The organism is Arthrobacter sp. NQ7 (genome assembly GCF_029581595.2).
GTDB lineage: Bacteria > Actinomycetota > Actinomycetes > Actinomycetales > Micrococcaceae > Arthrobacter > Arthrobacter phenanthrenivorans_B.
Genome location: NZ_JARFXU020000005.1, coordinates 1 through 21,925, shown reverse-complemented (window position 1 = coordinate 21,925; position 21,925 = coordinate 1). Strand labels below are relative to the sequence as shown.

The following is a 21,925-nucleotide window of genomic DNA, read 5'->3' as shown; positions in this document are numbered from 1 at the left end:
CAGGTTGCGGCGCATGTACGTTCCCCGAGCGTGCCTTGTGCACCCGCGGTTTCCACGATGTTAATAAAGTCCTACTTATTAACTATCTTGGTGTCATACGTCATACTTATTGAAGCCCGCCACCAGCACCGTTGGCGGTTGCACTCCAACCGAGGAAGCCTCATGCAATCCCTTCTCCTTCCCGCCGCCGCAGAGCCCTGGAACGGACACGACACGCAGTTGGTCGTCGTCGCCGCCATCGGCATTGCGCTGATCGTTTTCCTGATCGTCAAACTCAAGCTCCACCCGTTCCTATCGCTGGTACTCGGGTCCGCGTTTGTAGGCCTCGCCTCCGGGGTTGAACTTGGCAAGGTCATCAGCAACTTCGAAGATGGTGTCGGTGGCACCCTGAAAGAAGTCGGCCTGCTGATCGCGCTCGGCGCCATGCTGGGCAAGCTCCTGGCTGATTCCGGGGGCGCAAACCGGGTGGTCGACACCCTGCTGGGCAAGGTCTCCCCGAAAGTCCTGCCGTGGGCCATGGCGCTGGTCGCCGTCATCATCGGATTGCCGATGTTTTTCGAGATCGGCCTCGTGCTGCTGCTGCCCGTCATCGTGTTGGTGTCCCAGCGGTCCGGCCGGAAGCTGATGCGGGTAGCCATTCCCGCTCTCGCAGGCCTCTCAGTCCTGCATGGACTGGTCCCGCCGCACCCCGGTCCGCTTGTCGCCATCTCCAGCCTTAACGCGCCGCTGGGCATCACCTTGGCCCTCGGACTCCTGATCGCCATTCCCACCGTCATCGTCTGCGGCCCGCTGTTCGCCATCTACGCTGCGCGCTGGGTCCCGGTGGACGCGCCGAAGGTAGCCGGCGGCATCGACACCGAACACACCCAGGCCGATCCTGACGTCAAGCGCCAGCCCACTTTCCTCGTGACCCTGCTGACCATCGTCTTCCCTGTGGTCCTGATGCTCCTCAAGGCCGTAGTGGATATCGTCGATCCCAACTCCAAGAACCCAAGCGCAGCGCGCGTCTTCTTTGACTTCATCGGTGAACCGCTTGTGGCAATGACCCTCGCAGTCCTGCTTGCCCTCGTGACCTTCGGCTACGCCGTCGGCTTCACCGGTACCAAAATCGGCACCAAGATCGGTGCATCCGTGGGCCCCATTGCCGCCGTGATCCTGATCGTGGGCGCGGGCGGGGGCTTCAAGCAGACCCTGATCGGAGCCGGCGTCGGTGATGCCGTTGCCAAGTGGGCCACCGGAGCCAACATTTCGGTCCTGGTCCTTGGCTTCCTCATTGCGGTTGCCATCAGGCTCGCAACCGGTTCGGCCACCGTGGCCACGGTGACGGCGGCAGGCATCGTCGCTCCGCTGGCGGCCAGCCTCTCCCCCGGACACGCCGGCCTGCTGGTTCTCGCCGTGGGCGCCGGTTCATTGTTCCTCTCCCACGTGAACGATGCCGGCTTCTGGCTGGTCAAGGAGCTCTTTGGTCTGACCGTAGGCCAAACGTTCAAAACCTGGTCAGTCATGGAGACCCTCATCTCCGTGGTAGGTTTCGCGCTGGTCATGGTCCTCTCAGTGGTGATCCCCTGATGGCCGCTGCACGCACCCCCGAGTCCGTTCAGCAGCCGGTCCTGGTCATCATGGGCGTGTCCGGCTCCGGAAAGTCCACGGTGGCAGGGATCCTTGCCGGCCAGCTCGGCTGGGACTTGGAGGAAGGCGACGACCTGCACCCGGCCGAAAACGTGGAAAAGATGGCGTCCGGCATTCCCTTGACCGACGAGGACCGTTGGCCTTGGCTGGACACGATTGCCTCGTGGATCATCGAGCACACCATGGCGGGTATACCCGGGATCATCACCTGCTCGGCGCTGAAGAAGACCTACCGGGACCGGCTTCGCGAGAAGAACGTCGTCTTCGTGCACCTGTCAGGGTCCAAGGAACAGATCGGTCGCCGGCTGACGGCGCGGATGGACCACTACATGCCCCCGTCCCTGCTTGATTCGCAGATCGCCACCCTCGAGCCGCCAGGACCGGATGAGAACACCATCGTGGTGGACGTGGGGCGGACCCCCGCTGAAGAAGCCGCAGAGGTGGTCAGGCGCCTCGGGCTCTCTCCGGCGTCCGGTTCATCCGCACTGGGGCACCCCCACCCGGGCACGTCCTCCGCCGCCGGCCAGCCCGAAGACTCTGCCGGCGCATAAGCCCGTCCACGTCGGGGGCCGCAGCGCCACGGTGCCCGGCCGGGGCAACTGCCCCGGCCGGGCACGTAACCTGATTCATTAATCGACGACGTGCACCTCGCCCACCATGCCCATGTAGTCATGGAGTGCGCAGATGTACTTGAACGTTCCGGTTGCCTGGAACTTCACCGTGAAGGTGTGGCCGGGAAGGAGGATTCCCGAGCTGAGGTCGCCGCCCGAGAAATGCCACGGGTCGCCGGACGGGGCGAAAATATTCGCCGGTTCGTTGCCGAAGGTCACGGTGTGTGGAGCACCCATACCGTTATTGACGAAATCTACCTTTTCACCAACATGCACCGTCACGCTTGGCTGCACGAAGCGCATGACCATGGCCACGCCGTCGTCACCGCCCGCCATGACCTTGTGGTTGCTGGCTTGTTCGGCCAGCGAGGCGTCGAGTCGCTGCCCATCGCGGATGATGGACCGCGCCTGTTCCCGTGATTGCCTGTTGTAGTCACCCTGGTTGTAGGGATAATCCGTGCCCTGCTCGCGCACGTGCACGGTTCCCTTCATCATCTTGCCGTGGACCAGGCAGTAGTAGGTGAAGTCGCCTTCCCGTGGGAACGACAGGCTGTAGCTCCTAACACTTGGGAAGCCGGGCACGTCCACATTCGCCATGATCCCGGAGTTGTAATAGGACTTCCCGTCGTAGTAATCATTCCCTCGCTTTTGCAGCTCATCGGCGCTGAACGGATTGAAATCCTGCAGTGCCTGGCCGGTCGCCAGGAACGTCACAGTGTGGATTTCTGCGGAGTTTGCCTGCCAGGTGATGGTGTCCCGCTCATTGATAAAGATCTCCGACGGAAGGAACGCCATGCCCTGGATCTCCTGGTCGCGGGACTCAGAGCCCACTTGCACCTGCCAGGTGCGGTGTCCCCATCCGTCGGCGGCTGCCGGGCCTGCTGCAGCAAGTGATGCGAGCAGTGCTACAGCGAATGCGAGAATGAATGCCAATTTATTGGATCTCGATGTAATTCCCCGATATTGCTTCATGACAACGCTTTCTCGGACTGCCATCGGCCCAGGGCCGGTGGGCAGCTGCAGCCGATCCGGGTGCATTGCAAGAAGGGCCGAACCGGCCGCGGGTTTTTGGAGTGAAGGTGCCGGCTGCCGATGCCGGGGAGCGCGGGCGGCCGGTGCCGGCCAGCGATTGGGCCGGACATGCACCACCCCATCTGGTGCCGAACTGCTTGGAATATTCCTCAAGGCGCCGCCGCCCGCGTGGGTTGTCCACGCTGCATCCGTACGCACCTTCAAGAGTGCTCCTGCACGCGGGGTTTGTCGAGAAGGGATTAATTGTGGTCGGATACCCGTGCATCCGCGCAGCCGGGTTAACAAAAGTAGGGCCTGCCGTGAATCACGGCAAGCCCTGCTTGGAAACCTAACGGTCCCGGAACCCTAAGAGATTAGAGAGCCTGGATGTTGGTGGCCTGGGGACCCTTGGGGCCCTGCTCGGTGTCGAAGGAAACCTTCTGGTTCTCTTCGAGGGAGCGGAAGCCGGAGGAGTTGATCGCGGAGTAGTGCGCGAAAACGTCCTGCGAGGAGTCGTCCGGGGAAATGAAGCCGAAGCCCTTTTCAGCGTTAAACCATTTGACGGTACCAGTAGCCATTATTTTTGTCCTTCGTGAAGGTGGAGGGAAAGTCCCGACTTTCGGGCCCTCCGGCGTGGGGTGTTCAAAAACCGCTACTTCAGAAGAACACGGACTTTCGACCGCGCGTACTGCCTGAACTACCAACTGCATAAACACAACAACAGGTTCAAGACTACAGGAGATTCAGCCCACGCCTAATTAACCCCCGGGCTATCCCCGGCCGCCGTCATCCAGGGCAGTGCTGTAGCGGGTGAAGCCGGGGCGAAGCCGCACGGAGCGTTCACCGATCACGGCGATGTCCTCCCACAGCACCAGGAATGATCCGCGGTGCCGCCACCGGAGGATCCGGGCAATTGTGCGGGGCCGGGTGAGGCCGTTCCGCTCGTAGCCCATGAAGGAGGACGCGCTGTGTGGGCCCACCACCAGCCCCAGTAGCCGAGGCTCCGCCATCAGCTGGTGCGGGGTGCCGTCCAGCACGAACCGGGCGTCGGCCACGCGGCCCAGCCGCCCGCCGTCGGCATCAAAGACAGGGGTCCCCAGCAGGTCACCGAGGATCATGGCGGCCTCCCGGAATCCTGGCGATGATCTTGTCCCGCATCCACCGCTCCACCCAGCCGGCATCCAGCGACTCACCGCTGATGCCCAGGCGCAGCACCACGTCAACGTCCGCCACGTCCTTCCAGGGGATGCGGATCAGCCGGGACGACGGCGGCCTGCCGCCAAAGATGCGCGTCCCCAGCACCGCCCCGGTCAGGAGGGCAGTGATGACCGGGGCGGGTGTACCGGGCGGGATCTCCGTGTCCAAGGCGGGCCCGCTTAGTTCAAGATCGTCCACGGTGGTGACCGGGACGCCGTCGTGGTCCAGCACCTGGCGGTCCATCAGGTGCAGCTGCGCATCCAGGACCCTGCCGGAGACCGGCGGGGCGGGCGGGAGCGGCCGCTGGGGGGACGTCATGAGCCGGCTCCTGTCACGATCATGAGGGGTATGGCGGCGAGGGAAGCGACCAGGATGATCACCAGGTAGACCATGCCCAGCACGTTCACCACGCGTCCGTTGACGTGCTCCCGCATGTACTGCGGATCATTGGCCACGATGAGGATGGGCAGGTAGGTCAGCGGCAGGGCGATCGCGGAGAACACCACCGAGTATTCGGTCACCAGGACGGGATCAACACCCGTGGCCAGCACGGCAAGGCCCACCAGGAGGCAGACGATCATGGACAAGTGGAAACGCGCGGCCTCGGCCGGCCGGCGGAATTTACCCCAGGACCAGCCAAAGAACTGCGCCAGGGTGTAGCCGCTGGACAGGGTGGTTTCCAGGGCGGCGCCGAACGTGGCCGCCACAATGCCCACCAGGACCACCGCCAGCCCCAGCTTCCCCGCCCCTTCGGCCACCGGCAGGACCACCTGCGACAGCGAGGTCACCGAGATCCCGGCGGGCAGCAGGACAACGGCCGCGCACGCGGCGATGGCCACGGACAGCAGGCCGCCCAGCGGAAAGCCCACCAGGACGTTGGTGCGTTCCTGGAGGAGGTCCTTCACTGTCCACCCTTCCTCGACCGCGCCTGAGGAGAAGAAGAACACTTCATAAGGGGTCATGGCCGCACCGAACAGGGCGATGGCGTAATAGCTGTACGTCCAAATTGTTTCCTGCCCGGGCACGGTGGGCATCAATTGCCCGGCCAGCGCGCCCCAGTCCGGTTTGAGCAGGAACAGCGCCACCGCGAAAACGATCAGGGTCAGACCCACCAGCCCGGTGACGTTCTCCATGATGGAGAACCGTACCCGCCAGATCACAAGCCACACCGCCAGCGCCGCCACGGGGATCCACAGCAGGTAGTACACGCTGCTGGCCAACTGCAGGGCCAGGGCCACACCGCCGATCTCCGCAGTGACGGTCATGAGGTTGATGAGGAACGACGCCGACAGGTTGGCCAGCCCGGCCCGCGGCCCCAGCCGTTCACGGATCACCTCGAAGGTGGCCCGGCCGGACGCCGCCGCCACCCGTCCGGACATGTTGGCGAACAGGCAAATCCCCACCACACCGACGGCCACGACCCATACCAGGGACAGGCCGAAGCGGGACCCCACGACGGCGTTGGTCACCAGGTCACCGATGTCCACGAACCCGCCGATCGCGGTGAGGATGCCAAGCGCGACGCCGAGGATCCGCTTCACTTGGATCCTACCTTGTCTTCGAGCTGCTTCAGGGCGTCCTGCGCGCCGGCCAGCGCCTTGTCACCGTCCGCAAGCGAGGGGGTGCCGCCGTCGTCCGCCGAAAGTGCGGCGCGGGCGGTGGCAAAGCCGGCGGCGCACTGGTCCAGGACGTCCAGCGCCTGCTTCTGTGTATCGCGGTCCTCCGGGGTGGCCGGCGAGAGTTTCAGGACGCTGCTCCGGCTGGTCTGGATTTCCTTGAGCTCATCATCCAGGGTCGTTGAGGTGGCGGCGCGGGTCAGCTTGCCGTCCATGTCCTGGCGGAGGGCGATGCGTGCGGTGGCGACGGCTGAGCTGCTGTCCTTGACGGCCGTGGACACGGATTCGGTGGTGCCGCCGCTGCAGGCTGCCAGGACGGCGAGCGCGGTGAGCGGCATTGCCAGCCTGCCGAAGGCCCGGGGCCGGGGCCTTGCGGCCGGGGCTGAGGCTGGCTTGTTCCACACCGTGGCCTCCAGTCCCCGGGAAGCCCCGGATCCGTGTCCCTGGCAAGGCAGCCAAGAAATAGTTGCCTAGAGCTATATATAGCACTCCCCCGGAAAGTTTGACCTGTTCAGGAGGGATTTTATGCGGGACGCACAGGGGCACGCCGGACCTCTCGACCACGGCACCAAAGAGGCATATCCTGCATCCACATCCTGCCCGACCACCTGCCACCGGGAGAAGACGCCATGGAGATGCCCAAGGCAACCGAGGAAGACAAAGAACGGTTCCGGCGCGTGGTCCCGGACCATCCCGGCGTGGTGGTGAAGCCCATGTTCGGCAACCTGGGAGCGTTCGTGAACGGCAACATGTTCGCCGGGCTGTTTGGCTCCACGATCGGGGTGAAACTGTCCCGGGAGGACAGGGAACTGCTGGAGTCCTCCGAGCGCACCGTGCCGTTCGGCCCGGCGGAGCGGCCCATGGGCGGCTACACCGGGCTGCCGGACGTGTGGAATGAAGAGGGCGACGGCGATGACACCCGGGCGCGTGCGTGGGCCGGGAAGGCATTGGCGTACGTCGCGTCCCTGCCGCCGAAGGAGCCCAAGGAGCGGCCGAAGGCGGGCAAGGTCCAGCCATGACCCCGTACCGCGTCATCCTGCTCCCCGGGAGCGTCCTCCCGGCCGGGCCGGCGTACGGCGGACTGCTGGAGGCCCTGGGACCAGCTGTGGACTCCGTGGCCAAGGACCTGGAACTCTACGCCGCTGATGCCCCGCCGGCGGACTGGACCCTGGACACTGAGGGCGATGCGGTGCTCCGTGAGGCCGATGCCCGCGGCTGGGACACCTTCCATCTGGTGGGCTATTCCGGGGGCGGCTCAGCCAGCCTGGCGCTGGCGGCAGCGCATCCGGAGCGGCTCCGCAGCCTGGCGCTGCTGGAGCCTGCATGGGCCGGCACCTGGGATTGGAGTCCGGAGCACGCCGAACTTTGGACAAAGTATGAGCAGTTGAATGGCCTCCCGCCCGGCGAGTTCATGGCCGCCTTCACGCGGCTGGGCGTCCGGGACGACGTCGTCCTGCCGCCTCCTCCGCCCGGTCCGCCCCCTCCGTGGATGGCCAAGAGGCCGGCGGGGATCGGTGCGTTCCTCAAGGCCTTCACCTCATACAACCTGGACCGCGGCCGGCTTGCCGCCTTTGACCGGCCGGTGCTGTTCATTCTTGGCGGCAGGAGCAACCCGGACGACTATGCCGACAACGCACGCCGCCTGAGCAGGGTTTTCCCCGACTTCCGGCTTGAAGTGTTTCCGGACCGCCATCATTTCGATCCGCCGCACCGGATCGAGCCGGAACGGGTCGCGGGGCTGCTGCAGGAGCACTGGGCGCGGGCGGAAGGACGCCCGGCTGCCTAGCAGCGGGTCCGTGCTCAGCTTGCCGTGGGTCCCGGGCCGTGCGCTTTCTGCCGTCCGTCGCGGTGGGCGAGGTAGGCGTAGACCATGAGGGCGATGCCGGCCAGGATCATCACGGCGGGGAAGGCGAAGTCCAGGGTCATGAACACCACGGTGGCCTGGAGGGCAAAGATCAGGCCCATGACCGCCAGGACAGCGGCCGGGATCAACGGCCACCGCATGCGCTGAACCCTGTCGGCGGCAGGGCCTGCGGTGCGGACCGGAACCAGGGACAGCACACCGAAGGTGGTGGCCAGGCCCAGGAACAGGACGGCGGCGGTGGGTGTGCCCTGCAGTTCCTGGGGAAGCGCCACAATGACCGCCAGGGTCAACATCACCCCGGCGGGAATCAGGGACCACCAGTTGCTGCCTTCGCGGACGAACACGGCGCCGAACCCGGCCCCCATGAAGAGGAACAGGAAGGCGGCTCCCCAGGCAGCGCCGGTGAGCTGCGTGGTGATGATCACCGCGGCCAGCCCCAGGAAGACGGAACCGGGAATAGCGGCCCACCAGTTCTCCCGCCGCCGGAAGAAGAGCGAGAGGAAAAGGACCCCGACGGACGCAAAGATCAGTGGTGCGACGACGGCTGCCGTGTCCATGACGCCCATCCGGTCCAGCAGCAGGAGCCCGCCCAGCGCAATGAGGACGACGCCTGCGATGATGCTTGCATGTGCTGATTTCACCGTGTGCCTCCTGGTTCCGGTGGGCGGCTGCACGCCGCGCTCTCCAGTTCAGGCTAGGACTGCCCGGGGGCCGGAAACAGGGCACAAAGCCCCGGCCCGTCAGCCCGGAATGGCTTCATTGGCCCGAAGGACGGGATTGACGGGCGGCATTCCGAGGACGGGACCTTCAGCCCTATAGCAACGTCCCGGACGCTTGGCATCCTTGAAGAGGCACCGTCCGGGTCCTCAGGATTGCGAGGCCGGAACGGCTCTCCCCTGAACCCCAGTGATATGCGCCGGAGGCACCGCAAGGATGCCGCCAGTAGGCAGGTGCGTCCTGCATGCTGCCGGATTTCGAAAGGACCGTCATGCCCGCTGACATCCTCACGCTCCATCCCGCTCCGCTCCCCCCGTCCGAGGCTGCCCGCAGGCGGGCCATGCTCCTGCATCCCTCCAATGTCACGCCCCGTGCCTCAGACAGTTCCCTGCAGGAGCCTGGCTCCGCGAGGCAAGCCGAAGAACTTGCCGCCCGCTTCGACGGACTCCACCAGGAAATGCTCAACCGTGGGCTGCCGGCCCGGGAGGCCTTGACCGAGGTGGCCCGCACGGCTGCACGTGACATTTGGGATGGCTTCGCCTTACGGCTGCGCCGGCACCGGGCGGCCGGCGAGCAGATCGACGCCAACGTTGTCGCCGTCGCCCTTGCCTCAATCCAGTGCATGACCCGCGCCCTGCCCCGCCACCCCGGCGACCTCGACTACGCAGCCCGCACCGTCAGCACCGCCCGCCGCCGCCTTCAGTACAACGGCGGCCTGCTGCACCGGCTGCACCCGCACCGCAACCCTGCCTTCCAGGAAGCAGTGGCCACTTTGCAGTCGCTGGAGGCCTTCCTCAACAACCGGCAACGGACAGCGGCCTGAACCGGGAGCGCGAAGTGGAAACCATGGTCAGCCTTGACGAGTACAAAGCCGTGTATGGCGGCCGCGAACCCTTGGTGCCGGACGGGGGCGACGGCCTCGGTGACGGCGGCTGCAACATCATCCGGAAGGACACGGGAGGCGTGATTGGACGGTGGAGTTCGTGGGAAATGGCAAGCCGGGCACTCAACCGGCTCCAGAAACTCGGGAGCGGATTTGAGTACCGGCTGGAAGAATCGCACACCTGGGTCGACGGCAAGGATTCGAGCAGCACATGCACAGCGTGCAACCTCATCCGTCGTCCTCCCGGTGCCCTTACCTCCAGGCTGGATATGTAGGCCGGCCGTGGGTACGGGATGATTTACTACTGAGGTTCCTTCCAACGGGGCGGCCGCATTGACCAGGCGGCTGGGGAGGGCAATCGAGCCGACGAGAGCGCCTTATGGACACAACAGCAGCCCCGGATGAGGCCATCCTTCCTCCCCGTCCCATGCGGGTCTTCATTCTGAGTGACCACAGCATGGTCCGGCAGGGACTGAAGGATCTTCTGGAACACCATGGGTTCGAAGTGGTGGGGGAAAGCGGATCAGCCACGGAGGCCACCTGCCTGATCCCCGTCCTGCACCCGGACCTCGCGCTGCTGGATGACCGGCTGCCGGACGGTACAGGCATCGAAGTCTGCCGTGGACTGCGTTCCACGACTCCAGGGGTTGAAAGCTTGATCCTCACCAGCTGGGATCAACAGCACGCCGTGCGGGCAGCGGTCCTGGCCGGAGCGTCAGGCTACCTGCTGAAGCAGGTGGGCGATACCCGGGAGCTGGTCAACAACATCCGTAGCGCCGCTGCAGGATATCCGCTGATCGGTTCCACGGTCAGGGACCGGGTAGCCGCGAACCTGCATGCGACGGCCTCCGCGTCCTGGCTGGACGCCATGACCCAGAGCGAGCGCGCGGTGCTGGCCCTGATGGCAAAGGGCCTGACCAACCGGCAGATCGGCGGGGAAATGGCGTTGGCGGAGGACGCCGTTGCCGGGTATGTGTCCTCGGTGCTCCTGAAGCTCGGCTTCCGGCGCCGGACCCCCCAGATTCCGGTTCCGATCCCCCGCGCGTGGGAGTTGCTGGGCGGTTAGCTGAGCGGCACCGAGCTGAGCGGCACCGTCCAGGTCACACTGGTTCCCTTGCCGGGCGCGCTTTCCACCAGGCAGGTGCCGCCCAGGTGCTCCGCCCGGTTCTTCATGTTCTCCAGCCCGCTGATCCGCTCGGGGTCCTCGAAGCCACAGCCGTTATCCCGGACGGTAAGGACCACCTCGCCATCCTGGACAGCGAGATGGACGTAGATCTCCGCCGATCCGGAATGCCTGACGGCGTTGCTGACGCTTTCGTACAGGACCCGCAGCAGTTGTTCGGCAACCTCGTCCCCGACGGCGTCGTCAACCGGTCCGGAGAGCTGGACCCTCGGCAGGAAGCCGGCAGCGTTGGCGGCTTCCTGGACAGCGCGCAGGACCCGGCCGCTCAGGAGTTCCTGGTCCGGCTGCCTGGCCTGGAGGGAGTAGATGGTGTCCCGGAGCTGGTGGATGCAGTCGTCGAGTTCGGTGGTGATGGCCGCAACGCGCCGCTCATGCGCGAGCGGGTCGGCCGTGTAGCGGCGAAGGCCCTGGATACTCAGTCCCGCGGCGAACAGCCGCTGGATCACCAGGTCATGCAGGTCCGCGGCGATGCGTTCCCGGTCGATAAACAGGGCGTGCTCTTCCCGCAGCTGGTTTGCCTTGAGCAGGTCCAGCGTCAGGCCAATCCTCGAGGCGAAGACCGCGCTTTGCTCAACATCCACGTCCGTGTAGCGGGCTCCTCCTGAAGAACGGGCAAGGATCAGCACGCTGTTCCGGTGGCCGTCGCTGTTGCTTCCCAGGGCGGCGACCAGGACCGGCCCCAGCTTTTCGGCCGACGCAGGGTCGAAAACCTGGTGCGGCTCCGCCAGTGCCCTGGATTCACCGGTGGCGATGACCTGGGCCAGGACGGGACCAGCGGCCAGTTCCTGCCCGGCCGGAAGCGACTGGACACCCACGGAGGTCCGGCAGCGCAGGGTCTGGTCGTCAGCCACCGAGGCGATGACGGACAACGCCGAGGCTGAGGCATGCAGGGCGCGGTCGGCGATCATGTCCAGGTTGTCGGTATCGGACCGCGGATGGGCCTTGAGCCTGTCGCTGACCTCCATGCCCGCTTCGAGCCACCGCTGCCGGCTGTTGCTGTCCTCGTACAGGCGCGCGTTCTGGATGGCGACGCCGGCGGCTGAGGCAAGCGCCACCGCGAGGTCCTCGTCCTCGGCGGTGAAGTCGTGGCCGTCGATTTTCTCCGTCAGGTACAGGTTGCCGAAGACCTCGTCCCGGACCCTGACGGGGACGCCCAGGAAGGTCTTCATCGGCGGATGGTTGGCGGGAAAGCCGACAGCGATGGGATGTTCGCCCAGATCGTGCAGCCGTACGGGTCTGGGTTCGCGGATCAGGTCGCCCAGGACCCCATGTCCGGTGGGCAGGTCGCCGATGAGGCGGGCACCTTCCTCGTCCACACCCACCGTAATGAAATGGCTGAGCTGCTGGTCGTCACCAATGACGCCCAGCGCCCCGTACCGCGCGCCCACAAGTTCGCACGCCGACTGGACCACGCGGTCCAGCACCGCTTCCAGGCTCAAGTCCGCGGAAAGGGACACCACCGCACCCAGCAGGCCCTCGACATGTTCTTGGGTGCGGACAAGTTCGTCTGCCCGGTCCACAAATTCCCGCAAAAGTTCGCGGGTCCGCCGCCTGATCGGTTCACGCCACATGAGAAACACCCCAACTATCGACCAGGATGATCCAAGGCGGCCTGCATCACCCTGTATTCACCATCTTTATGACAGCCCCCAGTGTCTCCCACCATCATGCTACCAACGCGCTTCGTTGGGACCCCTAAAGTTACGGCCTGGCTGTACCCTCATGCCGGCGTCCGTGGCGGCGCCCCTTGCGGGCAGGTACTCCGGGTGCCGGCACCCGGAGCGGGGGGACCTTGACGGGGATACTGAACCGGAACGCCCGGCGGGAGATGTGGTGGGTGGCCTGGCGGCGCCGGACGGGCGGCGGCGGGGCCGGCAGCTGCTGGGCGTCACGGGCAAAGAACCATTGCTTGGCGGCCTCCACCAGCACCAGGTACACCACCACCATGCCCAGCAGGGCCAGGAAGAACGGCACCGGCAGGGGGTCGAAGCCCAGCACGCCGGCCAGCGGTGACAGCGGCAGGAAAATACCCAGGGCCACCACGCCCAGGGACGCCGCAATCAGGCCCGCGGAAGGCCGGCTTCGCAGGAAGGGCACACGGCGGGTGCGGATGGCAAAAATGATCAGCGTCTGGGTGGCGATGGATTCGATGAACCAGCCGGCCCGGAACTCCCCCGGTGCCGCGCTAAAGACGAACAGCATCAGGGCGAACGTGGCGAAGTCGAACAGCGAACTGATGGGACCGAAGAGCAGCATGAACCGCCGGATGAAGGCGATGTCCCAGTGCGACGGCGCCCGCAGCTGTTCTTTGTCCACGCGGTCCCCGGGGATGGCCAGCTGCCCGGAGTCATAGAGCAGGTTGTTCAGCAGGATCTGGCCGGGCAGCATGGGCAGGAAGCTCAGCACTACGGAGGCCACGGCTGCGCTGAACATGTTGCCGAAGTTGCTCGACGTCCCCATCAGGACGTACTTGATGGTGTTGGCGAAGATCCGCCGGCCTTCCATCACGCCGTCGGCCAGGACGCCGAGGTCCTTGTCCAGGAGGACGACGTCGGCCGCGTCTTTGGCAACGTCCGTTGCAGTATCGACGGAAATGCCGATGTCCGCCTTATGCAGTGCCAGGGCGTCGTTGACGCCGTCGCCCATGAAGCCCACCGATCCGCCGCTGAGGCGCAGCAGGGCGATGATGCGCGCCTTTTGTTCCGGTGACACGCGCGCGAAGATGGTGGCCGTCCGGGCGGCGGCAGCGAGGTCGGCGTCGGACATGGCCTCAACCTGGGCGCCGGTGAGGGTGCCGCCGGAGATCACGTCCAGGTCCGCACAGACTTTTTCAGCCACTTTGGCGTTGTCCCCCGTGGCGATCTTCACCGAGATCCCCAGCGCCTCCAGCAGGTCCAGGGACTGCCGCGCGTTGGCCTTGGGCCGGTCAAGGAACACCAGGAAGCCGGCCAGGGTGAGGTCCCGCTCGTCCGCCGGAACCAGCTTTTCCAGCCCGGCGGCGGGGCGGAAGGCTACGGCCACGACCCGGGACCCGGCGTCGAACTGTTCCTCCAGCAGTGCCTGCACGGCAGCCGGGGTTGGCCCGCACAGGGCCAGGACGTCTTCGGGTGCGCCCTTGGTAACCAGCTGCGCGGGACCGCCGGCTTCGCGGACCAGCACGCTGGTGCGGCGGCGTTCGTGGTCAAAGCCGATCAAGTCCACCCGCTCGAAGCGCCCCGGATCGAAAACGGAAGCGCCGGGACTGTCCCACAGGGCCGCGTCCAGCGGGTTCTGGCCGGCGGAGGACACCTTCGCTCCCGCATAGTTTGCCTCGGTGGCCAGCAGGCCCAGGGTGAGGAGGCCGGCGTCGGACATCCCCTCGGTGGCCGGGAGCGCGCGGGTGAAGCTGATTTTTCCTTCGGTAAGCGTGCCGGTCTTGTCCGTGACCAGGATGTCCATGTCCCCCAGGTCCTCGATGCACACCAGCCGCTTGACCAGGACTTTCCGCTTGGCCAGTTGGCGCGTGCCGGTGGCCAGGCTGGTGCTGACGACGGCGGGCAGCAGCTGCGGGGTGATGCCCACGGCGATGGCCAACGAGAACAGCAGGGACTCGATGAGCGGGCGCTGCAGCAGCAGGTTGGCCACGAAGATCAGCGAGGTGAGCACCACTGCCACCTGCAGCAGCAGGAACGAGAAGCGTTTCAGGCCCAGCTGGAACTCGGTCTGCGGCTGCCGTTCGCCCAGGCCCAGGGCGATCCGGCCAAACTCCGCGTTGCCGCCGGTGGCCACCACCACGCCGCTGCAGCCGCCGGACTGCACCACCGTGCCCATGAAAACGCAGGAGGAGAGGTCCGCGAGCGCTGAGCCGGCGGGTACGGGGGCGGGGTCCTTGGCGGCAGGCTGGGACTCACCGGTGAGGATGCTTTCGTCGCAGAGGAGGTTGGTGGTGGTCAGGAGCCGGATGTCGGCCGGGACGATGGCGCCCAGGGAGAGGTGGACGACGTCGCCCGGCACCAGGGCGGTGACGTCCACCTCCCTGGTGGTTCCGCTGCGCTGGACGGCGGCCTGGTGGGTCACGCGCGAATGCAGGGCCTCGGACGCGCGCTCCGCGCGGTACTCGTTGGTGAAGCCGAGGCCCACACTGGCCAGCAGGATCACGCCGATGACGATGGAGTTGGTGGCGTCGCCCAGGAACAGGGACAGTCCGGCGGTGATGATGAGCAGGATGAGGATGGGGCTGGCGAACTGCCGGCCCAGCACGGCCCAGGCGTTGGCACGGTGGGTGCGGACGGCGTTGGGACCAAGCTGCTGCAGCCGGGCGGTTGCTTCCTCCTCCGCCAGGCCTCCTGGCCCGGAGCCCAGGCGGGCCAGGACCTGCTCCGCCGTCAGTGCCGCGGCGTCGGTGATGGGCAGCTGCAGGGAACTGTGTTCCCGGACGGTCAGGTCTGTCATGCGGGCTCCGGTCCTGCTGCCGGCGGCCCGGGACTGGTGGCAGTTCCCAGGATGTGGGCCATGGGAGGGTTCAGCCGCTGCACGGAAAAGGTGAAGCGGCGGTTGCTGGCGATCCCGAACCCCGCTGCAGTGATGGCTCCAAGGGTGTCGCGGTTGAGGTGGCAGCCGCCCATGAGCCGGCCCCAGGCAGGGGTCAGGAGGTCTTCCGCCCTGGCCAGCAGTGGGTGGCGGGACCGGACGTGTTCGTAATAGGCCAGGGTCCCGCCGGGCCGCAGGACGCGGCGGATCTCGGCAAGGACGGCGGCCTGGTCCCGGACGCTGCATAAGACAAGGCTGGCCACCACGGCATCGGCGCTGCCGGTTGCGGCCGGGATGTCCTCGGCGGTGCCGGCGGCCACCGTCACCGGGACGGAGGCGGATGCGGCCTGGTCCTGCGCCACGCCACGGAGGTAGTCATCCGGTTCCAGCGCCAGCACGTGGGTGACGGCAGGCGGGTACAGGGGAAAGGAGGACCCGGTGCCAGCTCCGATTTCGACCACCGACCCGTGCAGGCCGGCCAGGATGGTGCGGCGGTGCTCCGCGGCCCCGCGCCGGTCCATCCCGCCGACGGCGCGGGCGAACGCACGGGCGAAGAACGGGTGCTGCGGGCAGTCCACCCCTTCCTTGCCCGTCACCCCTGCCCCGAGTCCACAGTGCTCATCGCTGCCTCATCCCCCGCCGTTGTCGTGCCGCGTGGCGGCTCCTCGGTCTCCTGCCCGATTATTCCCCCGCCCTGCCGGGAAGGGACGGGGCTTTTGGCCCGAATCCGTGGCCAGCCAGGTGGTCCGGGCGGCCCGGACACCGCAGGAGTCGGTGGCCGCGTGGGCAATGGACACGGCCAGGAGCGAGCCGGTCTCCTGTGCCGCCCACCCGTAGCCGAGCCCGATCAGGCCCGCCCCCAGCAGCACGGGCCAGCGCCCGCGCGGGTGGGGCCGGACGGACAGCGGGACCAGATGCCAGGCGATGAACCCGAGCGACGGCCAGAGCCAGCCCCGGAGTTTCCGGTCGGGGAAGACGGCCAGCGGCACTCCCCGCCACAATGCTTCCTCAGCCAGGGCGTTGGTGACACCGATGCCGACGGCGGCGAGGGCCGCCGCCGTCCCCGCCTTCCTGGCATTGGGAATCAGCTCGGTGGCGATGGCACCTGCCGGCGGCAGGAGCAGGACGCCCCGGTACAGGGGCCGGTGTCCCGGCTCCGCAGTACCGGGGACCTGCCAGAGTTCCACCAGCCGGCGGCGCCCTGCCACGGTCAGGGCGAATGTCCAGCAGAGCGCCCAGTAGGCGGCGAATCCGGCCTGGTAGCCGCGCCGCCCGCCGAAGCGGCGGACGGCGTACCGGAAGACCGGCAGCATCACCGCAGGCACCGCCGCCGGCATGATGGTGGCCGCGGTTTCACGCCAGCCGGCCGGTTGGCTCATCGCGGCTCCTACTTGAGGCTGAGCACTTCGTCGATGGGGCGGCCGTTGACGAAGACCTGGGCGCTGGTTGCGCCGGAGGCGGCCATGGCCGTGTACTCCAGCTGTGCCTTGGCCCGGGGAATGTCGCACACACCCCCCAGCATGAACTGGCCGGAGAGCCAGATGGTGATGGTGCTGCCGTTCAGCTCGCCGCCGAGGTAGGTCAGGTTCGACTGGTACAGGACGTTGATCAGCCCGGACAGGCCCACATCCCGGCTCTTATTGGCCAGCAGGGTCCCGACGCTGGGGCCCACCTGGTCGGTGAACCTGACCGGGGCCGTGGTGGTGGCCACCAGGCTGTCGCCGCACCCGATCTTCGGTCCCGAGACGCCGTTGTCGCCCACCGCCACGTAGTAGATGGTCAGCGGGGCCACCTGCTCCGGCAGGCCCGGCGGCGCCGGCTCCTGCGTTGGTTCCTGGGTGGCCGGCGGACCGGCGGGCGCGGACGACGGCGGCGCGGCGGGTGGCGTGGTGGGCGCGGCTGAGGTGCTGGCCGGGCTGGTGGGGGTGGCCGTGGCGGTGGGGCTCGCCGTCGTACTTGGGCTTGCGCTGCTGGCGGTAGGAGCGGGTGCTGCGGAACTGCTGGAGGGGGCCGGGGCCGGCGGGCCGAAGCAGCCGGTGAGGACGATCAGGCTGCCGAGCCCGAAGACGGTGAGTGCCGAGAACCTGGGCCTGGCCATAATGCCCCCTAAAAGATGGACACCGCGGATGCGGGTGCCACTTTCAAGCTACGCCTGAGGGTTACCGGGGAACAGGGACTTAAGTCCGAGGCCGCCGGTCCGGGCTCACCATACTGAATCGCCGCGCAGGACGGCGTCGCTGCCGCCGTCCACATAGACGATCTGTCCGCACAGGTGGGTGTTTTCCTCGCTGTTGAGCCAGGCGAGCAGGCGGGCCACCACGATGGGTTCGGCGATGCCGTTCAGGGGCATCGGGACCATGTTCAGCAGGGCTTTGCGCTCCTCTTCGGTGTCGATGAGGTCGGCGGTCATGGGTGTGGCAATGATGCCGGGCGACACGGCGTTGAGCGGGATGCGGGCCCCGGCCCATTCGGCTGTGGCGGCGTGCCGGCGGACCCAGCGCGAGAGGGCCAGCTTGGTGGAGGCGTAGATCAGGCCGCCGGTGGTGGCGGGTTCCTTGGCCAGGACCTTGGCGCGGGCCATGGCACCCGGTTCATCTCCCGACGCCAGCAGCGAAACAAGTTCCTCGTCGCTTGACATGAGCGCAGCCATCGACGAGACCACCACGGCCCGGGGCGCGTCCGAATCCGCCAGCAGGGGCCGAAGACCGTCCACCGTGGCCACCGTGCCGAAGAAGTTCACGGCCACCGTGGCGGGGGCCGGAACGGCGAGGCCGGCCACGGCGTAGATCGCGTCGATCCGGCCGCCGCTGATCTTCCGCACCGCGTCCACCAGGGCGCCGCGTCCTTCTGCCGTGGAGAGGTCGGCCACCACCTCGGCGTCGTGGAGGTCCACGCCGATCACGCGTTCGCCGCGCCGCTCGAGCAGGTCCAGGGTTGCCTTGCCGATGCCGGATGCGGCGCCGGTAATGACGGAGGTACGGGGCATGGCGTCTGTCTCCCTTGGGCTGGATGGGTCGGGCGGCCTCCACGGGCCTGGGCCGGATTCCACTTTGCCGCGCGTCATCGGTCGCCGCCAGAGTCCAAAGCCCTTTCCCAGCCGGGCCGTGAATGACTGCTTTTGTCGCGCCGTTAACCAGCCATTCATATCCTCCTCAAAACCTGTCCAACAGCTGTAAATAGCGTGGGAGCCATGGACAACATCTCCCGCAGAACCCTCATTTCCGCCGGCATCGGAGCAGGCCTGGTCGCCGCCCTGCCGGGTGCCGCCGTCGCTGTTTCCACTGCCGACGACGCCGGCCTCCGCACCGATCCCTTCCTGCTCGGCATCGCATCGGGCGAGCCGTGGCCGGACGGCTTCGTCCTCTGGACCCGCCTGGCCTTGAACCCGGTGGCCGAGGACGGGCTGGGCGGCATGCCGTCGCGGCCCGTCGCCGTGCAGTGGGAGGTGGCCGAGGACCAGGGCATGCGCAATGTGGTGGCCCGGGGCGTGGAGCAGGCCCGTCCCGAGTCCGCCCACTCGGTGCACGTGGAGCTGCGCGGCCTGAAGGCCGGCCGCGAATACTTCTACCGCTTCCGCGCCGGCAGGCACCTCAGCCCGGTGGGCCGCACGCTCACCAGCCCGGCGCCGCACGAGACCCCTGCCGCCCTCGCCATGGCGTTCGCCAGCTGCGCCCAGTACGAGCACGGCTACTTCACCGCCTACCGGCGCCTGGCGGAGGACCACCCGGACCTGGTGCTGCACCTGGGCGACTACCTGTACGAGTACAAGAAGGGCAGCTATGTGATCGGCGGCGGAAACCCGCGCGACCACGAGGGCCCGGAGACCGTCACGCTGGAGACCTACCGGCAGCGGCACGCCCAGTACAAGGCCGACGCCGACCTGCAGGCCGCGCACGCCATCGCACCGTGGGCAGTGGTCTGGGACGACCACGAGGTGGACAACAACTGGGCGGACGACGTTCCGGAGAACCAGGATCCAGGCCAGCTGAACGACAGCGTGGAGCACTTCCGCCGGCGCCGCGCCGCCGCCTTCCAGGCGTACTACGAGAACATGCCGCTGCGTCCGTCATCCCTGCCGGCCGGCCCGGACATGAAAATCTACCGGAAGATCCAGTGGGGCCAACTGGCCAACTTCCACATGATGGATACGCGCCAGTACCGCGACGACCAGCTGGCAGGGGACGGCTGGAAGAAGAACGTCACCGAGCGGCTGGCGGAGAACCGGACCATCACCGGCGCCGAGCAGGAACAGTGGCTGCTGGACGGCTTCCGCAACTCCACGCAACGCTGGGACATCCTGGGCCAGCAGGTCTTCTTCGCCGAGCGCGACCGCGCCCAGGCCCCGGAGATCGACGACGTCTCCATGGACGGCTGGGACGGGTACGCCGCTTCCCGCCGCCGCATCACCCAGGGCTGGATCGACGCCAAGGTGCGCAACGCCGTCGTCCTCACCGGCGACGTGCACCGGCACTGGGCCAACGACGTCAAGGTGGACTACAAGGACCCGGCCTCCCCCGTGGTGGGCTCGGAGCTGGTGTGCACCTCCATCACATCCACCGGCGACGGAACCGGCTCCACCACGGACGCCACCATGGCCTGGAACCCGCACCTGAAGTTCTACAACGACAACCGGGGCTACGTGAACACCCGCATCAGCAGGGACGCCATGACCGCCGACTTCCGGGTGCTGGACCACGTCACCACGCCGGGCGCACCCGTCTCCACCAAGGCCTCCTTCGAGATCCGTGACGGGGTGCCGGGCCTGCAGGCGCGCGCCTGAGCCACAGCGCGGGACGCGTTTGTGTGACTTATGAAGGATCAGCTGGGGGCGCCCCGTGCCGGGGCGCGGGTTCCTGCGCCTCCGGCTGCCATAAGTTACGCAAACGCGTCCGGTTACTTCACAGACTGCCCCGCAGCCGGCCGGGATGCCCTTTTCGCCGAAGCATGAACCTGGCGATAACGGCTCCGATGAGCCCGGCGAGCGTCACCAGCTGCACCTCGTCGAAGGAAAGCCCGTCGATATTGGGCTGGAGTTCCGCCTCCGTGGCCCAGCCGAACCAGACTTCGCTGACCAGGATTCCGGCGAGGAAGTAGCCCAGCGCGGCGTAGAACCACAGCCGGCGGCCTCCGGGTTTGCCCACGATCAGCTGGACCACCAGCCCGAAGACCAGCGACATCGCCGCAAGCACTCCCGCACCGGCGATTCCCAGATCCCACCCAGGCATGTCCGTCACCTCCGTGATCCGATTGCTCCTGCCACCAGCCTTCCCGGGAGCTGCCGACGCTTGTAGAGGCGAAGGTCACCGGGATGCTGCGCGGCGGGTTGGAGTGACGGGGATGGGCCCCCGCGGGCACGGGTCAGGGAGCGGCGCGCGTGCCCGAGTCCGTGCTTGCGCCGGTGGTCGGAACGAAGGTCCAGTCGAAAGAGCCGTCGTCGTGCAGCGTCAGGCGGAGGAAGCCGCGGGTATCGCTGAACCGCTTGGCGATGTACTTCGGCCTGCTGGTGAACGGGCGGGTATCGATGCCTCCGGTGGAGACCTGGAATGCCGTCATTCCGTCATCAACGCACTTGTCCGCGTTGTTCACCGGGCAGGTCCGTTCGTAGTTGTGCTGCGACGCGGACAGGGTCAGCCGGACGCGGTACTTCCACATCAGGTCAATCCACGGCTTCTGGTCCCCGGCCCGCCCGTGTTCCTCCGTGTCGGAGGTGAAATAGGGCTCGTGGTACACAACCGCCAGGGTCTTCCCGGCTGCCTTGGCGGCTCCAAGGTCCTTGTCCAGCCAGTCCGTTGCGGCTGCCGCGTCACCTTTGTCGTAACGCCAGAGGGCGGACGACAGGAAGGCGAAATGCCAGTTTCCGAAGTCCTTTGAGTAGGGCTGACCATTGGGAACGAAGCCGCGTTCCCGGTTGATCGCGGCCTTCTGCGCATCTCCCTCGCATTGGCCGTTCATGTACTTGGCCAGGTCTTCGTTGCGGCCGGGTTCCCAGTCGTGGTTGGGGGCGGACACCCAGTACAGCTTGGGCTTGGTGCCACCCCACAGCGGCGTCCAGTAGTGCACGTAGTCGGCGCAGTGCGCAGTGCTGTACTGGAAGTCTCCAAGGCCCATGAACGCGTCGATCGCGTTGTCCTGGACCAGCCGGGTGATGGCCGCGCCGTTCCGGCCGGACGGGCTGTCGGGGTCCGTGTTCTGCTCGGGGTTCATGTCGCCCACGGCAGCGATGTGCACGTCGGGAGCGGGTGACCGTTTGTCCGGGGGCTTTGGAGTATCCGTGCAGCCCGTGGCGACGAGGGCCAGCAGGAGTATGGATGCTGCTGCCACACGCCGGAAGGGTCTGGAACGAGGGAGTGGTGGCCGCATCCCAAATCCCCCTTCGAGAAGCAGAACAGGACGCCGGTTGGCGGCAGGCAGCGCGCTGCGCCGGCACCTTGATACTCCTGAGGGCTGGACCGGCTGTCAAGGGTGTGTGGCTGAAATGCAACCGAGCAGGGAACGACGGCGGGAGGCCGGCCTGGGAAGCCCGCCCCCCCCCCTCGGGCCTCCCCGGGGGCCGCTTTTGGCAGCCGGGGTGGGAGGCGGGGTCCCCGGGGCCCCGGGCCTGTCCCCCGGGGTTCGCCCCCCATTTGTGGCCCCCCCGGTCCTTTGGGGTCTTGTCGTGTTTCTTTCTTTTTTTACCCATTCCTCCGCCCCCGGACGAGTCATAGG

The 21,925-nt window shown here is 67.0% G+C and carries 23 protein-coding genes; 8 read left to right on the top strand and 15 right to left on the bottom strand.

What is annotated here, in order from left to right; all coding sequences use genetic code 11:
* The first annotated feature begins 162 nt into the window (after nucleotides 1-162).
* Together PUN71_RS07725 and PUN71_RS07720 are read left to right on the top strand one after the other, a co-directional pair.
* Nucleotides 163-1,569, top strand: coding sequence for a GntT/GntP/DsdX family permease (locus PUN71_RS07725; RefSeq protein WP_043452193.1), 1,407 nt, complete (start codon nucleotides 163-165; stop codon nucleotides 1,567-1,569).
* Nucleotides 1,569-2,180 carry a gluconokinase gene (locus PUN71_RS07720; protein WP_277797947.1) on the top strand — a complete coding sequence of 204 codons (612 nt, stop codon included), beginning with the start codon at nucleotides 1,569-1,571 and terminating at the stop codon, nucleotides 2,178-2,180. The genes PUN71_RS07725 and PUN71_RS07720 overlap by 1 nt, the downstream gene beginning before the upstream one ends.
* Before the next feature lie 78 nt (nucleotides 2,181-2,258).
* Here the strand turns inward: PUN71_RS07720 and PUN71_RS07715 are convergent, their stop codons facing one another.
* The 6 genes from PUN71_RS07715 to PUN71_RS07690 all read right to left on the bottom strand — a co-directional run bounded on the left by PUN71_RS07715 (nucleotide 2,259) and on the right by PUN71_RS07690 (nucleotide 6,468).
* Entirely contained in the window at nucleotides 2,259-3,470 is a 1,212-nt protein-coding gene (locus PUN71_RS07715) for a plastocyanin/azurin family copper-binding protein (RefSeq protein ID WP_277798075.1), read from the bottom strand.
* A gap of 155 nt (nucleotides 3,471-3,625) precedes the next feature.
* Nucleotides 3,626-3,829, bottom strand: coding sequence for a cold-shock protein (locus PUN71_RS07710; protein ID WP_015936345.1), 204 nt, complete (start codon nucleotides 3,827-3,829; stop codon nucleotides 3,626-3,628).
* 192 nt (nucleotides 3,830-4,021) lie between these two features.
* On the bottom strand, nucleotides 4,022-4,369 hold the full coding sequence (locus PUN71_RS07705) for a PRC-barrel domain containing protein (RefSeq protein ID WP_043452189.1): 348 nt from the start codon (nucleotides 4,367-4,369) through the stop codon (nucleotides 4,022-4,024).
* On the bottom strand, nucleotides 4,356-4,766 hold the full coding sequence (locus tag PUN71_RS07700) for a hypothetical protein (RefSeq protein ID WP_277797946.1): 411 nt from the start codon (nucleotides 4,764-4,766) through the stop codon (nucleotides 4,356-4,358). The genes PUN71_RS07705 and PUN71_RS07700 overlap by 14 nt, the downstream gene beginning before the upstream one ends.
* Nucleotides 4,763-5,989, bottom strand: a complete 1,227-nt coding sequence (locus PUN71_RS07695) for an Nramp family divalent metal transporter (protein ID WP_277797945.1) — start codon at nucleotides 5,987-5,989, stop codon at nucleotides 4,763-4,765. The genes PUN71_RS07700 and PUN71_RS07695 overlap by 4 nt, the downstream gene beginning before the upstream one ends.
* Nucleotides 5,986-6,468 carry a hypothetical protein gene (locus tag PUN71_RS07690; RefSeq protein WP_277797944.1) on the bottom strand — a complete coding sequence of 161 codons (483 nt, stop codon included), beginning with the start codon at nucleotides 6,466-6,468 and terminating at the stop codon, nucleotides 5,986-5,988. Before PUN71_RS07690 ends, PUN71_RS07695 begins: the two co-directional genes overlap by 4 nt.
* A 225-nt stretch (nucleotides 6,469-6,693) precedes the next feature.
* Between PUN71_RS07690 and PUN71_RS07685 the strand changes: the two genes are divergently transcribed.
* Nucleotides 6,694-7,083, top strand: coding sequence for a TfoX/Sxy family protein (locus PUN71_RS07685; RefSeq protein WP_043452180.1), 390 nt, complete (start codon nucleotides 6,694-6,696; stop codon nucleotides 7,081-7,083).
* Nucleotides 7,080-7,850 carry an alpha/beta fold hydrolase gene (locus tag PUN71_RS07680; RefSeq protein WP_043452178.1) on the top strand — a complete coding sequence of 257 codons (771 nt, stop codon included), beginning with the start codon at nucleotides 7,080-7,082 and terminating at the stop codon, nucleotides 7,848-7,850. Before PUN71_RS07685 ends, PUN71_RS07680 begins: the two co-directional genes overlap by 4 nt.
* Nucleotides 7,851-7,864: 14 nt before the next feature.
* Here the strand turns inward: PUN71_RS07680 and PUN71_RS07675 are convergent, their stop codons facing one another.
* A complete protein-coding gene (locus PUN71_RS07675; RefSeq protein ID WP_043452251.1) occupies nucleotides 7,865-8,569 on the bottom strand; it encodes a hypothetical protein in 705 nt (234 codons plus the stop codon).
* Between the two features lie 347 nt (nucleotides 8,570-8,916).
* On the opposite strand from PUN71_RS07675, the gene PUN71_RS07670 reads away from it, so the two are divergent.
* From PUN71_RS07670 to PUN71_RS07660, 3 genes are all read left to right on the top strand, one after another.
* Nucleotides 8,917-9,468, top strand: coding sequence for a hypothetical protein (locus PUN71_RS07670; RefSeq protein WP_277797943.1), 552 nt, complete (start codon nucleotides 8,917-8,919; stop codon nucleotides 9,466-9,468).
* A gap of 23 nt (nucleotides 9,469-9,491) precedes the next feature.
* Complete coding sequence (locus PUN71_RS07665) at nucleotides 9,492-9,803, top strand: hypothetical protein (protein ID WP_043452249.1); 312 nt, start codon at nucleotides 9,492-9,494, stop codon at nucleotides 9,801-9,803.
* Nucleotides 9,804-9,907: 104 nt separating this feature from the next.
* Entirely contained in the window at nucleotides 9,908-10,594 is a 687-nt protein-coding gene (locus PUN71_RS07660) for a response regulator (protein ID WP_277797942.1), read from the top strand.
* Here PUN71_RS07660 and PUN71_RS07655 read toward each other — a convergent pair.
* The 6 genes from PUN71_RS07655 to PUN71_RS07630 all read right to left on the bottom strand — a co-directional run bounded on the left by PUN71_RS07655 (nucleotide 10,591) and on the right by PUN71_RS07630 (nucleotide 18,206).
* Complete coding sequence (locus tag PUN71_RS07655; RefSeq protein WP_277797941.1) at nucleotides 10,591-12,282, bottom strand: GAF domain-containing sensor histidine kinase; 1,692 nt, start codon at nucleotides 12,280-12,282, stop codon at nucleotides 10,591-10,593. The genes PUN71_RS07660 and PUN71_RS07655 overlap by 4 nt on opposite strands.
* A 130-nt stretch (nucleotides 12,283-12,412) precedes the next feature.
* Nucleotides 12,413-15,142, bottom strand: coding sequence for a magnesium-translocating P-type ATPase (mgtA, locus tag PUN71_RS07650; RefSeq protein ID WP_277797940.1), 2,730 nt, complete (start codon nucleotides 15,140-15,142; stop codon nucleotides 12,413-12,415).
* On the bottom strand, nucleotides 15,139-15,816 hold the full coding sequence (locus PUN71_RS07645) for a class I SAM-dependent methyltransferase (protein ID WP_349361807.1): 678 nt from the start codon (nucleotides 15,814-15,816) through the stop codon (nucleotides 15,139-15,141). Before PUN71_RS07645 ends, mgtA begins: the two co-directional genes overlap by 4 nt.
* A 33-nt stretch (nucleotides 15,817-15,849) precedes the next feature.
* Complete coding sequence (locus PUN71_RS07640) at nucleotides 15,850-16,599, bottom strand: CPBP family intramembrane glutamic endopeptidase (protein ID WP_277797939.1); 750 nt, start codon at nucleotides 16,597-16,599, stop codon at nucleotides 15,850-15,852.
* 8 nt (nucleotides 16,600-16,607) lie between these two features.
* Nucleotides 16,608-17,318 carry a hypothetical protein gene (locus PUN71_RS07635; protein WP_277797938.1) on the bottom strand — a complete coding sequence of 237 codons (711 nt, stop codon included), beginning with the start codon at nucleotides 17,316-17,318 and terminating at the stop codon, nucleotides 16,608-16,610.
* Between the two features lie 105 nt (nucleotides 17,319-17,423).
* A complete protein-coding gene (locus tag PUN71_RS07630; protein ID WP_277797937.1) occupies nucleotides 17,424-18,206 on the bottom strand; it encodes an SDR family oxidoreductase in 783 nt (260 codons plus the stop codon).
* A 204-nt stretch (nucleotides 18,207-18,410) separates the two neighbouring features.
* Here PUN71_RS07630 and PUN71_RS07625 point away from each other — a divergent pair, with 204 nt between their 5' ends.
* Nucleotides 18,411-20,000 carry an alkaline phosphatase D family protein gene (locus PUN71_RS07625; protein WP_277797936.1) on the top strand — a complete coding sequence of 530 codons (1,590 nt, stop codon included), beginning with the start codon at nucleotides 18,411-18,413 and terminating at the stop codon, nucleotides 19,998-20,000.
* Between the two features lie 118 nt (nucleotides 20,001-20,118).
* Here PUN71_RS07625 and PUN71_RS07620 read toward each other — a convergent pair whose 3' ends face one another.
* Both PUN71_RS07620 and PUN71_RS07615 read right to left on the bottom strand, forming a co-directional pair.
* Nucleotides 20,119-20,445, bottom strand: coding sequence for a hypothetical protein (locus PUN71_RS07620; RefSeq protein ID WP_043452158.1), 327 nt, complete (start codon nucleotides 20,443-20,445; stop codon nucleotides 20,119-20,121).
* 133 nt (nucleotides 20,446-20,578) lie between these two features.
* On the bottom strand, nucleotides 20,579-21,541 hold the full coding sequence (locus PUN71_RS07615; RefSeq protein WP_277797935.1) for a metallophosphoesterase family protein: 963 nt from the start codon (nucleotides 21,539-21,541) through the stop codon (nucleotides 20,579-20,581).
* Nucleotides 21,542-21,925: the final 384 nt, after the last annotated feature.